Origin of the sequence: Streptomyces sp. NPDC101234, from assembly GCF_044767525.1 — a bacterium.
Taxonomy (GTDB): domain Bacteria; phylum Actinomycetota; class Actinomycetes; order Streptomycetales; family Streptomycetaceae; genus Streptomyces; species Streptomyces sasae.
In genome coordinates this window covers 221,863-235,122 of sequence record NZ_JBIWOA010000014.1, presented here as the reverse complement: position 1 = coordinate 235,122, position 13,260 = coordinate 221,863, and the positions used below count along the sequence as shown (strand labels likewise).

The following is a 13,260-nucleotide window of genomic DNA, read 5'->3' as shown; positions in this document are numbered from 1 at the left end:
TGCTCACGCTCCCGTGGCGACGAGGAGGACGGCGACCGCCAGGACGACGGTGCCGGCGAGCAGCGCGCTCACATAGGTCTGGACGTTGCCGGTCTGGGCACGCCGTACAGCGGTGCCGAGCAGTCGGGGCAGAGCGCCCGCCCCGCGAACGTAGGTGTCGACGACCTCGCGGTCGAGGAACTGCACGAGGCTCGCCGCGGCCAGGACGGGACGGACGAACAGCACGTCGTACACGGCGTCCAGGTGGAAGCCTTCCGCGGCGTGCCGGTGCAGCGGGCCGAGCAACAGCCGCCCGGGGTCCGCCGGGTCGGGCGCGTAGGCCACATCGCCGAAGGCGGGCTCATGGGCGGCGATGGCCTCGGCCTCGACGAGTCCGGCGTCGCCTTCCGGGTGGGCGGCTACTGCGCCCAGCGGGACACGGGCGGCCAGTGACCGGGTGCGCTGCCAGGCGCCGTAGGTGACGAGTCCGCCGACCAGCGCGAGGCCGGTGGAGAGGACCGACGTGGTGAGGGTCGGGGCGAGTGCGCGGCCGTCGAACCAGTCGGGCAGCGAGCGGTAGGCGAGCCCACCGAAGGCGAGGGACGGGACGGCCAGGACCCACAGCACCACGGTCATGGACAGCGGCTGCCGCCCGTGGTCCGCGGCCTGGGTTCCGCGGCCCCGGAAGGCGAGCAGCCACAGCCGGGTCGCGTAGGCGGCGGTGAGCAGGGCGGTGGCCAGGCCCGCGACGAGGACGATCCAGCCGGCGCTGCCGGGGGCGTGCTCGGTGTGGCCGGTGGCGACGTGCTCGGCGGCGCCGAGCACGGATTCCTTGGAGAAGAAGCCGCTGAAGGGAGGGATCGCGGCGAGGGCGAGGAGCGCCACGGTCATCGTCCAGTAGGCGTCCGGGACTCGGTCGCGCAGGCCCGAGGTGCGGGACATGACGGCCAGCGAGTTGGTGCCGGCGGCGTGGATGACCACGCCGGCCGCGAGGAACAACAGCGCCTTGAAGGCGCCGTGCGACAGGAGGTGGAAGACGGCGGCACCGCGGTCGCCGACGGCGAGGGCGCCGGTCATGTAGCCGAGCTGGCCGATCGTCGAATAGGCGAGGACCCGCTTGATGTCGTCCTGGGCGAGCGCTGCAAGGGCCGAGCCGACCATCGTCACGGCGCCCATGACTGCGAGGACGACCATCACGCAGGCACTGGCCTCGAAGACCGGAAGGAGACGGGCGACGAAGTAGACACCGGCGGCGACCATCGTCGCGGCGTGGATCAGCGCGGAGACCGGGGTCGGGCCGGCCATCGCGTCGGGGAGCCAGGTGTGCAGCGGGAACTGCGCCGACTTGCCCGCCACACCGCACAGGAGCAGCAGGCCGACCAGGGTCGGGTGGTGCAGTCCGCCGTTCGCGACGGTCCCGAGGACCGTGGTGATGCGGAACGACCCGGCGTCGGTGGCCAGTGCGAACAGGCCGATCAGGAATGGCACGTCGCCGAGCTTGGTGACCAGGAAGGCCTTGATGGAGGCGGCGCGCGCCTCGGGGGTCTCCCAGTAGTGGCCGACCAGGAAGCACGAGCAGATGCCCATCACTTCCCAGCCGACCAGCAGCACGATCAGGTCGCCGGAGTAGACGACCAGCAGCATCGCGGAGGTGAAGAGGGAGACGAGGGCGGCGTACGAGGGGTAGCGCGGGTCGTCGCGAAGGTAGCCGGTCGAGTAGATCTGCACGCAGGTGGCGACGAATGCGACCAGGACGGCGACGAGGGCGGCGAAGCCGTCGATGTCCAGGGCGAGTTCGATCGGGACCGAGCCGGTCGGGGTGAGCTCGGTGTGCGTCTGGACGGCCCGGCCGCCGCCCTGGTCGACGGCGACCGCGATGGCCAGCACCAATGTGGCGAGGGTCGGCAGGACCGCGAGCGGGCGGACGAACCCGGGCGCGGTACGCCCGAGGAGCAGACCGGCCGCGGCGGCCAGGAAGGGCAGTAGGGGGACGAGGACGGCGAGGGTGGTCGTGGTCACGCGGTGGCCTCAGCCTTCTCGCCGGCCGTCCCGTCCGTGGGCGTGCCGCTCTGGTGGCCCTCGGCGGTGTCGCGGAGCCGGTCGATGTCGGAAGTTCCGCGGTTGCGGTAGACGGCGAGGACGATCGCCAGGCCGATGCCGATCTCGGCGGCGGCGATGGCGATGGTGAACAGGGTCAGCGCCTGGCCGGAGTGCAGGGTGTCCCGGGCGGTCTTGCTCAGCCACACGTCGAAGGCGACGAGGTTGAGGTTGACGGCGTTGAGCATCAGCTCGACCGACATCAGGACCAGGATCGCGTTGCGGCGGGCGAGGACGCCGTACAGGCCGGTGCAGAAGAGAAGGGCGGAGAGGACGGCGGGATAGGCGAGGTGCATCAGCGGGCGCCTTCCTGCTCGATCGGGTGAATCCCGGAATCCGTGACCGGAGGGGAACTCTGCGTCACGGCCCGCCCGTTCACAGGGGGCGGGGACGAATCCGCCTTCGCCTTCCGGGACAGGACGATCGCCCCGACCAGGGCCGCCAGAAGGAGGACGGAGAGGGCCTCGAAGGGCAGGACCCAGTTCTGGAAAAGGCTCGCGCCGGTGACCTTCGTCGAGCCGGCGGCGGCGCCGCCAAAGTCGATCCAGGTGGTGCGGAAAGCGTCCACGACCACCCAGACCAGGGCGGCGGCCGCGGCCACTGCGACGGCCAGCGCGGCCCAGCGGTTCCCGGAGTCGGCGTCCGGGGAGCGGCCGATCGGGGCCTTGGTGAGCATCAGACCGAAGAGAAGGAGGACGACGACGGAACCCACATAGATGAGGACCTGCACCCAGGCGATGAACTCGGCGGTGAGCAGCAGGTATTCGACGGCGAGGCCGCCGAGGGCGACCACCAGCCACAGGGCGGCGTGCACCAGCTGACGGGTGGTGACCGTGACCAGCGCGGCCCCGAAGGTGACCAGACCGACGAGGAGAAAGGCGATCTCCACGCCGGTCGGCGACAGGAAGCCGTGCGGCGGCGCTTGGGCGAGGGGGCTCACGACTCTCCCTCCCTCGGCTCGGCGCGGTCAGCGGCCGGATCGGCCTGCGCGGTCTGCTCGGCCTGCGTGGCGGCGAGCTTCTCCGCGGTCTTGCGGGCGGCTGCGATCTCCTTGGGCTCCTCCGCGCCGGGGTCCAGGGCGGGCGGGGCCGGGACCGTCCACATCCACTCGCGGAGCTTGTCGCGCTCATGGGTGAGTTCGCGGATGTCGGTCTCGGCGTACTCGAACTCCGGGGACCAGAACAGGGCGTCGAAAGGACACACCTCGATGCAGATACCGCAGTACATGCACAGGGAGAAGTCGATGGCGAAGCGGTCCAGGACGTTGCGGCTGCGCTCGCGGCCCCCCGGGGCCGCCGCCGGGACGGTCTCCTTGTGGGAGTCGATGTAGATGCACCAGTCGGGGCACTCACGGGCGCAGAGCATGCAGACCGTGCAGTTCTCCTCGAACAGGCCGATCACACCCCGGGTGCGGGGCGGGAGTTCGGGAAGGGCGTCCGGGTACTGCTCGGTGACCGACTTCCGGGTCATCGTGCGCAGGGTGACGGCCAGGCCCTTGGCGAGGCCGGAGCCAGGGATGGGGGCCACTAGAAGATCACCACCTTGACGATGCCGGTAAGGGCGATCTGGGCGAGAGAAAGGGGGACGAGGAGGGTCCAGGAGAACTTCTGCAGCTGGTCCTCACGCAGGCGGGGGTAGGTCACGCGGAGCCAGATCACGACGAAGGCGAGGATCGCCGTTTTCAGGAGGGTCCACACCCAGCCGAGGCCGTCGGCACCCCAGGGACCGTGCCAGCCGCCCAGGAAGAGGACGGTGGTCAGGCCGCACAGGACGACGATCCCGGCGTACTCGGCGAGCAGGAACAGGGCGAACCGCAGACCGGTGTACTCGGTGTACGCCCCGAAGATGATCTCCGAGTCGGCGACGGGCATGTCGAACGGAGGCCGCTGGAGCTCCGCGAGGCCGGCGGTGAAGAAGACCAGACCGCCGGTGATCTGCCAGGGCAGCCACCACCAGTGGAAGGCCGCGACGATGCCCGGCAGGGAGACCGTGCCGGCCGCCATCGCCACGGAGGCGGCGGCGAGCAGCATCGGGAGTTCGTAGGAGAGAAGCTGAGCGGCGGTGCGCAGGCCACCGAGGAGGGAGAACTTGTTGGCGCTGGCCCAGCCGGCCATGAGCGAGCCGAGGACGCCGACGCCCATCACGGCCAGCACGAAGAAGACACCCGCGTCCAGGACCTGGCCGACAGCGCCCTCACCCGGCCCGACCGGGATGGCGAGCAGCACGAGCAGATACGGGAGGAGTGCCACCGCGGGAGCGAGCTGGAAGATACGGCGGTCCGCGCCCGCCGGGACCACATCCTCCTTCTGCGCGAACTTCACGCCGTCGGCGATGAGCTGGGCCCAGCCGTGGAAGCCACCGGCGTACATCGGGCCGAGGCGGCCCTGCATATGGGCCATCACCTTGTGCTCGGTCTGACCGACGATCAAGGGGAAGGTGAGGAAGACGACGAACACGACGAGAAGTCGCAGAGCGACGTCCAGAGCGTCGTTCACTGCGGGCCTCCTGGGCGGTCGTCGTGGGGTGCGGAGGGTTGTCCGGGGGTGGTGCCGTCAGGGGCCGGGGATTCGGGACCGGGCGGAGCATCGAGGACGGAAGCCTCGGAGTCCGGAGAGTGCGGAGAGACCGGTGCCTCCGGGGCGGGGGCGTCGGGGTCGTCCGAGGTGTCGGCGCCGGGGGCGTCCGGGGCTGAGGTCCCAGCCCTGATGTCCTCGGGCTCCTCGGGCCCCTCCGGTTCGGCAGGCTTCGGCGCCGCCGACTCCGGTGCAGTGAGCGCGGGGCCGGCCGACTCGTTCGTAGCCGGTTCAGTCCCATCCGCCTCAGGACCACCATCCGACTCGGGCCCAATCGGCTCGGGCTCGGTCGGCTCAGGCGCCGCAGGCTCCCGCGCCGCAGACTCAGGTGACGCGCCCGGCTCCTGCCCCGGCGCCTCTGCCGTGGGCCTGGGGCCGGCCCCGCTCGTCTCCGTCGGCTCGGCTGCTGCCTCGCGCTGTTTCCCGGCCTCCGGTTCGTCGAAGGCCGGACGGGCGTGGTGCCACGGTGCGTCCGAGCTGCGCGGGGCCGAGGGGTGGGCCGGGGTGGCCGGTTCCGCCGGTGGTGCTGTCTCCTGGGCGCGCTGTGAAGCGGAGCCGCCCGAGGCGGCGCGCGACCGGCGCGGCCCCCTGGGAGCGGTCGACGGCTCTGTCGCTGGATCGGTCTGCTCGGCAGCGGATTCCGCCTGCTGTGAAGCAGACCCCTCACTCGCGGTCCGCGCCCGGCGGGGGGCGGCTGCCGAGGGCTGCTCCTCGGCGGCGGCTCGTTGGGAGGCAGACCCCTCGCCCGCGGTCCGCGCCCGGCGCGGGGTGGCCGACTGCTGGGTCTCGGGAGGCGGCGCTTCCCCCGCCGCAGGTGTCTGCCCGGTGGCGCCTGCTGCCGCCGTCGCCGCAGTCGTCTCCGCCGTCTGGCTGGCCGAGCCCTCCGCAGTCGTACGGGAGTGCCGTACCGGACGGTCGCCGGTCGCGCGGGCGGGGCGTTCACCGGTGGTTCGGGCGGCTGCGGCTCGGGCTGGACGGGCGGGGGCGGGAGGGAGCTGGCCTTTCAGGGGCCCCCATTCGTTCGGGTCGGGGACGCCTGGGGGGAGCATCTGGCGGCGCTTGGGGCCGCCGTGGTCGGACTCGCCCGGTTCCTTGGCGCCGGGCCAGGCCTTGGCGACGCGGGCGGCGAGGACGAAGTCCTTGCGGAGGGGGTGGCCCTCGAAGGTTTCCGGGAGGAGGAGGTGGTCGAGGCCGGGGTGGCCGGTGAAGCTGACGCCGAACATCTCGTGGGTCTCGCGTTCGTGCCAGTGGGCTCCCGCGTAGACGCCCACTGCGGAGGGGAGTTGGGGAGCGGCGTGGGGCACGGTCGTGCGCAGCAGCAGACGGCGGACCGGGGCGAGGGCGGCGACGTGGGCACAGACGAGGAAGCCGGTGCCGGGCTCGTCGACCGCGCTCAGCCAGTCGAAGTAGGTGCAGGAAAGGGTCGTACGGGCGGTTTCGAGGGCGGTGAGCCAGGAGGAGGCGGGGACGTCGACCGTCAGGACCTCGTACGACTCCTCCGCGGTCGCGTCCGCGCCGAAGAGTTCCTCGACAGGGGCCGGCAGCCAGCCGGTGGTCGGGGCCGTCATCGCGCGTCCCCCTCTCCCGCGGGGGCCGGCGGGAGCACCAGGCCGCTCTGGAGGGCCGCGGTGGAGGGGCGGGTGGTGCCGTAGCGCTCGCTTAGGGACTCCGCCGCGATCTTCTCCTGGAGTTTGAGGATGCCCTGGAGGAGGGCTTCGGGGCGCGGCGGGCAGCCGGGGACGTAGACATCGACCGGGATGATCTGGTCGACGCCCTTGGTGACGGAGTAGGAGTCCCAGTAGGGGCCGCCGCAGTTGGAGCAGGCGCCGAAGGAGATGACGTACTTGGGTTCGGGCATCTGCTCGTAGAGGCGCTTGACGGCGGGGGCCATCTTGTCCGTGACCGTGCCGGAGACGACCATCAGGTCGGCCTGGCGGGGTCCTGGCGCGAAGGGGATCACGCCGAGGCGGATGAAGTCGTGGCGGGCCATCGACGCGGCGATGAACTCGATGGCGCAGCAGGCGAGGCCGAAGTTGAAGACCCAGAGCGAGTAGCGGCGGCCCCAGTTGAGGACGACCTTCATCGGTTCGGGGGCCAGGCGGGCGAGCGCGCCCAGCCTCTTCGGCTCCGGGAGCAGCACGGGCTCCGACGGCGTCACATCCGGCGTCACGTCCATGTCAGGACGCCCTTCTTGTATGCGTACAGCAGGCCGATGGCGAGGAAGCCGAGGAAGACGAACATCTCCACGAGCGTGGTGGCGCCGTAGCCGGGGGCGGCGAAGACCGTCGCCCAGGGGAACAGGAAGATCGAGTCGACCGCGAAGATGACGTAGAGGAAGGCGTAGACGTAGTAGCGGACCTGGGTGTGGGCCCAGCCCTCGCCGACGGGGTCGACACCGCACTCGTAGGTCAGGAGTTTCTCGGGGGTGGGGACCACGGGGCGCAGCAGCCGGCCGGCCCCGAAGGCGACGGCGACGAAGAGCACGCCGATCAGCGTCAGCAGTCCCACGACCGAGTAGGACGCGAAGTAGCCCGCCGCGACGGCCACGGTCGGTTCACCACCCACCGTCTCCCGCATCGTCCGTCCCTCACTCCCTCGACAGACAGCAGACCTGGCCCGGCCCGTTGTCGTGACCTCGGTCAACTCTTGATTCGACGATCTGTACGCACGGGAGTCTAGGCCCTGATAAAGACACGGTAAGCAGGCCGTCACACGGTGGGACCCGAGGCCGGGGGCAGGCGGTGGGGTTTTCCCCAGGGTGCCCCCGGCGGCGAACTCCATGGCGCGGCGCCACGGCACACGGCACGCTGGCGCATATGACCGCACCCGTACCCCGCTCCCCCAGCTTCGCCGACGGCAGAGAAGACCGCGAGCGGCTGCCGCCCGTCCGCCTCGCGTACGACGGTCACACCTGGAAGGAGATCGCGCACCTTCTGCTGAACCTGCCGGTATCGGTGCTCGGTTTCGTCTACGTCTTCGTCACGCTGTGGGTGTGCGGCCTGCTGACGCTCACGGTGGTCGGCGTCCCCCTGCTCGCGGCCTCGCTCCTGGGCACCCGGCGGCTGGGGAAGATGGAACGGGCACGCGCGCGTGCGTTGCTCGGGGTGCGGGTGGACGAGCCGAGTCCGATACCGAGGGCCAGGCGTGGTGCGGGTACCCAGCGACTGTGGATGGCGTTGAAGGATCCGGTGGGCTGGCGGACGCTGCTGTACTACTTGATCCGGCTGCCCTGGGGGGTCCTCACCTTCGCCCTCGTGCTGCCGTCGTTGTTCGTGCTGTGGCCGGTGCTGCCGTTCGTCGCGCGCGGGCTGGCGAACGCGGACCGGGCGATGGTGCGCGGGCTGCTGTCGCCTTCCGACGAGCTGGAGCGCCGGATCGCCGAACTGGAGTCGGACCGGGGGGTCGTGGTGGACACGGCCGCCGCCGACCTGCGCCGCATCGAACGGGATCTGCACGACGGCGCGCAGGCCCGGCTCGTCAACCTCGCGATGGGGCTCGGTCTGGCGAAGGAGAAGCTGCTGGAGGATCCCGACTCGGCCGCCGCGATGGTCGAGGAGGCGCACGGCGAGGTGAAACTGGCGCTGCAGGAGCTCAGGGACCTGGCCCGCGGGATCCATCCGGCGGTGCTGACCGACCGGGGGCTGGACGCGGCGCTGTCCTCGGTCGCCTCGCGGTGCACGGTGCCGGTGCAGGTGACCGCCGATCTGCGGTCCAGGCCGGCGCCGGCGATCGAGGGCATCGCCTACTTCACCGTCTCCGAGCTGCTGCAGAACATCAGCAAGCACAGCGGGGCGCGCAGCGCCTCGGTCGATGTGTGGCGGGCCGACGACCGGCTGCTGATCCAGGTGCAGGACGACGGACGCGGCGGCGCGAGCCTGGATCGCGGCACCGGGATGCAGGGGCTCGCGGACCGGCTGGGTGCGGTGGACGGGCTGTTCGTCGTCGACTCACCGGCCGGCGGTCCCACGACGGTCACCGCCGAGCTGCCCTGGCGCGACCGGTCGTAGCAGCGGACCGGGAACGGGGGGTGGGGAAAACCCCCCGTCCAAGACGCCGACGGTCTCCATGGTCCGCGGACCTGCGGCACAGCAGGGTGGAGACACGGCAGAACAGTGCCGATGAGACCGGGACAGGTCAGGACGGGACGGGACGGCGCGATGGCCACGGAGTACGGACGCGGGTACGGGCAGGACGACGGCTACGGACAGGACCGCGGCTACGAATACGGCCATGGCTACGGCTACGGGCCGCACGGTGAGCGTCGGCATCGTGTGCCGGCCGGGCTGCGAGCGCCGTTCGAGGCGCGCAGCTGGCGTGAGTTCGGCTATGTCCTGCTGGGCTTTCCGATCGGTCTCACGCTGTTCGTGTGGACGGTGACGATGCTGTCCCTCGGTGTCGGTCTGCTGGTGACCTTCATCGGGATCCCGCTGCTGGCTGTGGCCCTCGCCGGGTGCCGGGGCTTCGGGGCGCTGGAGCGGGCACGCGCGCGTGGGCTGCTGAGGCTGGAGGTGGCCGACCCGGAACCGTTGCGGATGCGCAAGCCGGGATTCTTCGCCTGGATGGGCGCGGTGCTGAAGAGCGGCACGTCCTGGCGGCATCTGTTGTACGCGGTCCTGCAGTTCCCGTGGTCGGCGTTCTCCTTCGTGGTCGCGCTGAACTTCTGGGCGTACGGCTGGGCCCTGCTGACGTACCCGCTGTGGTTCTGGGTCTTCCCGGTGTGGGCCGGCCAGGGCGGACTCCAGCTGTACGGCGACGCACACCACAGCGTCTACCTCGACAATCCGTTCGAGATCACCGTGACGGCGCTGGTAGGGCTGCTGTTCACGCTGGCGACGCCGTGGATCGTACGGGCGCTGACGTTGGTGGACCGGGTGATGGTGCACGGGCTGCTCGGGCCGTCGAAGCTGGCGTCCCGCGTGGTGGAGCTGGAGTCCGACCGGGGGGTGGTCGTCGACACGGCCGCCGCCGATCTGCGGCGGATCGAGCGGGATCTGCACGACGGGGCGCAGGCCCGGCTGGTGGCGCTGGCCATGGATCTGGGGCTGGCGAAGGAGAAGCTGCGGGAGGATCCGCAGGTCGCGGCGCGGATGGTGGACGAGGCGCACGGTGAGGTGAAGACCGCGCTGCAGGAGCTCAGGGACCTGGCCCGCGGGATCCATCCGGCGGTGCTGACCGACCGGGGGCTGGACGCGGCGCTGTCCTCGGTGGCCTCGCGGTGCACGGTGCCGGTGCGGGTGGACGTCGACCTGGCCGAGCGGCCGGCGGCGGCGATCGAGGGCATCGCGTACTTCACGGTGTCCGAACTGCTGCAGAACGTCAGCAAGCACGCGCGGGCGAGCGGGGCGACGGTGGATGTGTGGCGCAGCGAGGACCGGCTGATGCTGCAGGTCGAGGACGACGGGGTGGGGGGTGCGGACACGGCCGGGGGGTCGGGGCTGGCCGGGCTCGCCGAGCGGCTGGACGCGGTCGACGGGATCCTGGTGGTCGACTCGCCGGCGGGCGGGCCCACCCGGGTGACGGCGGAGCTGCCCTGGCGGGGCTGAGGCCGGGAGGATCCCGCCCCCGCCGCCCGCCGCCGCCCGGCCCCGTCCTCGAACTCCGGACGGGGCCGGGTCGTGGCGCCGGCCCCCCTCACGCCCGACGAACCGGGTCGCGGTACCGGCCGTCCTTCGGCCCCGCTCGCCGTAGGGGCTGATTTGGCTCGCCTCCTCTCCTTACCCCAGCGCACTCCGATCCGAATGCTGGAATGCTGGACTTTCGGACAGGGCAGGCATGTACGCCGGACGGGGTGTGGGGGGCCGGGAGATCGTGGAGGACAGGGTGCGGGTGGTCATCGCCGAGGATTCAGTGCTGCTCAGGGAGGGGCTGACCCGGCTGTTGACCGACCGGGGGCATGACGTCGTCGCGGGCGTCGGCGACGCGGAGGCGCTGGTCAAGACCATCTCCGATCTGGATGCTCAGGGGGCCCTCCCCGATGTCGTCGTGGCGGACGTGCGGATGCCGCCGACGCACACCGACGAAGGGGTGCGGGCGGCCGTACGGCTGCGGAAGGCTCATCCGGGGCTCGGGGTACTGGTGCTGTCACAGTACGTGGAGGAGCGCTACGCCACCGAACTGCTGGCCGGTTCCAGCCGGGGCGTGGGCTACCTGCTGAAGGACCGGGTCGCCGAGGTGCGGGAGTTCGTGGACGCCGTCGTACGGGTCGCCGAGGGCGGTACGGCGCTCGATCCCGAGGTGGTCGCGCAGCTGCTCGGACGCAGCCGCAAGCAGGACGTACTGGCCGGGCTGACCCCGCGCGAGCGGGAGGTGCTGGGGCTGATGGCCGAGGGACGGACGAACTCGGCGATCGCCCGGCAACTGGTCGTGAGCGACGGAGCCGTCGAGAAGCACGTCAGCAACATCTTCCTCAAGCTCGGGCTCGCCCAGAGCGACGGGGATCACCGGCGCGTTCTGGCCGTTCTGACCTATCTGAACTCCTGACGGGCCGACGACACCGTGTCGGCACCGCCAGGCAGCCAGGGGGAGGGAAAATCGTGACAAGTCAGGGCGACAGGTCGTCTCAGGACGCCGTCCATCATGCGAGCAGGCACGGGAAGGCGACCCTAACCGACGTAGGGTTGAATGTGGGATGGTCCGTGGGACGACCACTCCCGGGCAGCCGCCTCGAAGGAGGTCCAGTTCAGTGACCAGCCAGGTCAGCAGGACAACGGAACAGGCCGACGGAACCGTCGTTGGAGAACAGCGCAAGCCGGGCGGTGTGAAGGCCGTTCGGCGCCTTGATCGGGTGATCATCCGGTTCGCGGGGGACTCGGGTGACGGTATGCAGCTCACCGGCGACCGGTTCACGTCGGAGACCGCATCCTTCGGCAACGATCTGTCGACCCTGCCGAACTTCCCCGCCGAGATCCGCGCACCCGCCGGGACCCTGCCCGGCGTCTCCTCGTTCCAGTTGCATTTCGCCGACCACGACATCCTCACCCCGGGTGACGCGCCGAACGTGCTGGTCGCGATGAACCCGGCCGCACTGAAGGCGAACATCGGGGATCTGCCGCGCGGCGCGGAGATCATCGTCAACACCGACGAATTCACCAAACGGGCGATGCAGAAGGTCGGCTACGACGGCTCGCCCCTGGAGGACGGGTCACTCGACGGCTACAGCCTCCATCCGGTGCCGCTGACCACACTGACCGTGGAGGCACTGAAGGAATTCGACCTCACCCGCAAAGAGGCCGAGCGCAGCAAGAACATGTTCGCGCTCGGCCTCTTGTCATGGATGTACCACCGGCCGACCGAGGGCACGGAGAAGTTCCTGAAGCAGAAGTTCGCCCGCAAGCCCGAGGTGATGAACGCCAACCTGGCGGCCTTCCGGGCGGGCTGGAACTTCGGCGAGACGACCGAGGACTTCGCCGTTTCCTACGAGATCGCCCCGGCGACCACCGCGTTCCCGGTCGGCACGTACCGGAACATCTCCGGGAACCTGGCGCTGGCCTACGGCCTGGTCGCCGCGTCCCGGCAGGCAGATCTGCCCCTGTTCCTCGGCTCCTACCCGATCACGCCGGCCTCCGACATCCTGCACGAGTTGAGCAAGCACAAGAACTTCGGTGTGCGCACCTTCCAGGCCGAGGACGAGATCGCGGGGATCGGTGCGGCCCTGGGCGCGGCCTTCGGCGGCTCGCTGGCCGTGACGACGACGTCCGGTCCGGGTGTGGCGCTGAAGGCGGAGACGGTCGGGCTCGCCGTCTCGCTGGAGCTGCCGCTGCTGGTCGTCGACATCCAGCGCGGCGGCCCGTCCACGGGTCTGCCGACCAAGACCGAGCAGGCGGATCTGCTGCAGGCGATGTTCGGGCGCAACGGCGAGGCGCCGGTCCCGGTGATCGCGCCGCGGACCCCGGCCGACTGCTTCGACGCGGCGCTGGAGGCGGCGCGGATCGCGCTGACGTACCGGACCCCCGTGATGCTCCTGTCCGACGGGTATCTGGCCAACGGCAGCGAGCCCTGGCGCATCCCGGAGCTGGAGGAGCTCCCGGATCTGCGCGTGCAGTTCGCGAGCGGCCCCAACCACACCCTCGAGGACGGCACCGAGGTCTTCTGGCCGTACAAACGCGACCCGCAGACCCTGGCCCGGCCGTGGGCGGTCCCCGGCACACCCGGTCTCGAACACCGCATCGGCGGGATCGAGAAGCAGGACGGCACGGGCAACATCTCCTACGACCCCGCTAACCACGACTTCATGGTCCGCACCCGGCAGGCCAAGATCGACGGCATCGACGTGCCCGACATCGAGGTCGACGACCCGGACGGGGCGCGGGTCCTGGTGCTGGGCTGGGGCTCGACGTACGGGCCGATCACCGCGGCGGTACGGCGGCTGCGCGGGGCCGGTGAGGCGATCGCGCAGGCGCATCTGCGCCACCTCAACCCCTTCCCGAGGAATCTCGGCAGCGTCCTGGCGGGGTACGACAAGGTGGTGATCCCCGAGATGAACCTCGGTCAGCTCGCCCTGCTCATCCGGGCGAAGTACCTGGTGGACGCGCATTCGTACAACCAGGTCAACGGCATGCCGTTCAAGGCCGAGCAGCTCGCCGCGGCGCTCAAGGAGGCCATCCATGACTGA

General features: G+C 71.0%; 12 protein-coding genes. 4 read left to right on the top strand and 8 right to left on the bottom strand.

Annotated features, from left to right (window positions below; translation table 11 throughout):
- Window positions 1-3 precede the first annotated feature (3 nt).
- The 8 genes from ACIRR9_RS26240 to ACIRR9_RS26205 are packed head-to-tail and all read right to left on the bottom strand — an operon-like array spanning window position 4 to window position 7,226.
- Window positions 4-1,998 (bottom strand): NADH-quinone oxidoreductase subunit L, encoded by a 1,995-nt coding sequence (locus ACIRR9_RS26240; RefSeq protein WP_403756257.1) that lies wholly within the window; start codon window positions 1,996-1,998, stop codon window positions 4-6.
- Window positions 1,995-2,372 (bottom strand): NADH-quinone oxidoreductase subunit NuoK, encoded by a 378-nt coding sequence (gene nuoK, locus ACIRR9_RS26235; RefSeq protein ID WP_123974870.1) that lies wholly within the window; start codon window positions 2,370-2,372, stop codon window positions 1,995-1,997. Before nuoK ends, ACIRR9_RS26240 begins: the two co-directional genes overlap by 4 nt.
- On the bottom strand, window positions 2,372-3,016 hold the full coding sequence (locus ACIRR9_RS26230; protein WP_403756254.1) for an NADH-quinone oxidoreductase subunit J: 645 nt from the start codon (window positions 3,014-3,016) through the stop codon (window positions 2,372-2,374). The genes nuoK and ACIRR9_RS26230 overlap by 1 nt, the downstream gene beginning before the upstream one ends.
- Window positions 3,013-3,603 (bottom strand): NuoI/complex I 23 kDa subunit family protein, encoded by a 591-nt coding sequence (locus ACIRR9_RS26225; RefSeq protein ID WP_403756252.1) that lies wholly within the window; start codon window positions 3,601-3,603, stop codon window positions 3,013-3,015. Before ACIRR9_RS26225 ends, ACIRR9_RS26230 begins: the two co-directional genes overlap by 4 nt.
- Window positions 3,603-4,571: an NADH-quinone oxidoreductase subunit H gene (locus tag ACIRR9_RS26220; RefSeq protein ID WP_403756249.1), complete on the bottom strand. Its 969-nt coding sequence runs from the start codon at window positions 4,569-4,571 to the stop codon at window positions 3,603-3,605. Before ACIRR9_RS26220 ends, ACIRR9_RS26225 begins: the two co-directional genes overlap by 1 nt.
- A complete protein-coding gene (locus ACIRR9_RS26215; RefSeq protein WP_403756246.1) occupies window positions 4,568-6,217 on the bottom strand; it encodes an NADH-quinone oxidoreductase subunit C in 1,650 nt (549 codons plus the stop codon). Before ACIRR9_RS26215 ends, ACIRR9_RS26220 begins: the two co-directional genes overlap by 4 nt.
- Window positions 6,214-6,825, bottom strand: a complete 612-nt coding sequence (locus ACIRR9_RS26210; RefSeq protein WP_384559072.1) for an NADH-quinone oxidoreductase subunit B — start codon at window positions 6,823-6,825, stop codon at window positions 6,214-6,216. The genes ACIRR9_RS26215 and ACIRR9_RS26210 overlap by 4 nt, the downstream gene beginning before the upstream one ends.
- The gene (locus ACIRR9_RS26205) at window positions 6,816-7,226 is read right to left on the bottom strand and encodes an NADH-quinone oxidoreductase subunit A (protein WP_365335887.1); all 411 of its coding nucleotides are present in this window, start codon (window positions 7,224-7,226) and stop codon (window positions 6,816-6,818) included. The genes ACIRR9_RS26210 and ACIRR9_RS26205 overlap by 10 nt, the downstream gene beginning before the upstream one ends.
- 239 nt (window positions 7,227-7,465) lie before the next feature.
- Between ACIRR9_RS26205 and ACIRR9_RS26200 the strand changes: the two genes are divergently transcribed.
- The 4 genes from ACIRR9_RS26200 (at window position 7,466) to ACIRR9_RS26185 (ending at window position 13,260) form a co-directional block, all read left to right on the top strand.
- A complete protein-coding gene (locus ACIRR9_RS26200; protein WP_403756242.1) occupies window positions 7,466-8,656 on the top strand; it encodes a sensor histidine kinase in 1,191 nt (396 codons plus the stop codon).
- A 150-nt stretch (window positions 8,657-8,806) separates the two neighbouring features.
- Complete coding sequence (locus ACIRR9_RS26195) at window positions 8,807-10,192, top strand: sensor histidine kinase (protein WP_403756376.1); 1,386 nt, start codon at window positions 8,807-8,809, stop codon at window positions 10,190-10,192.
- A 229-nt stretch (window positions 10,193-10,421) separates the two neighbouring features.
- Window positions 10,422-11,129, top strand: a complete 708-nt coding sequence (locus tag ACIRR9_RS26190; RefSeq protein ID WP_365335884.1) for a response regulator transcription factor — start codon at window positions 10,422-10,424, stop codon at window positions 11,127-11,129.
- Window positions 11,130-11,331: 202 nt separating this feature from the next.
- Window positions 11,332-13,260, top strand: a complete 1,929-nt coding sequence (locus ACIRR9_RS26185) for a 2-oxoacid:acceptor oxidoreductase subunit alpha (protein WP_403756239.1) — start codon at window positions 11,332-11,334, stop codon at window positions 13,258-13,260.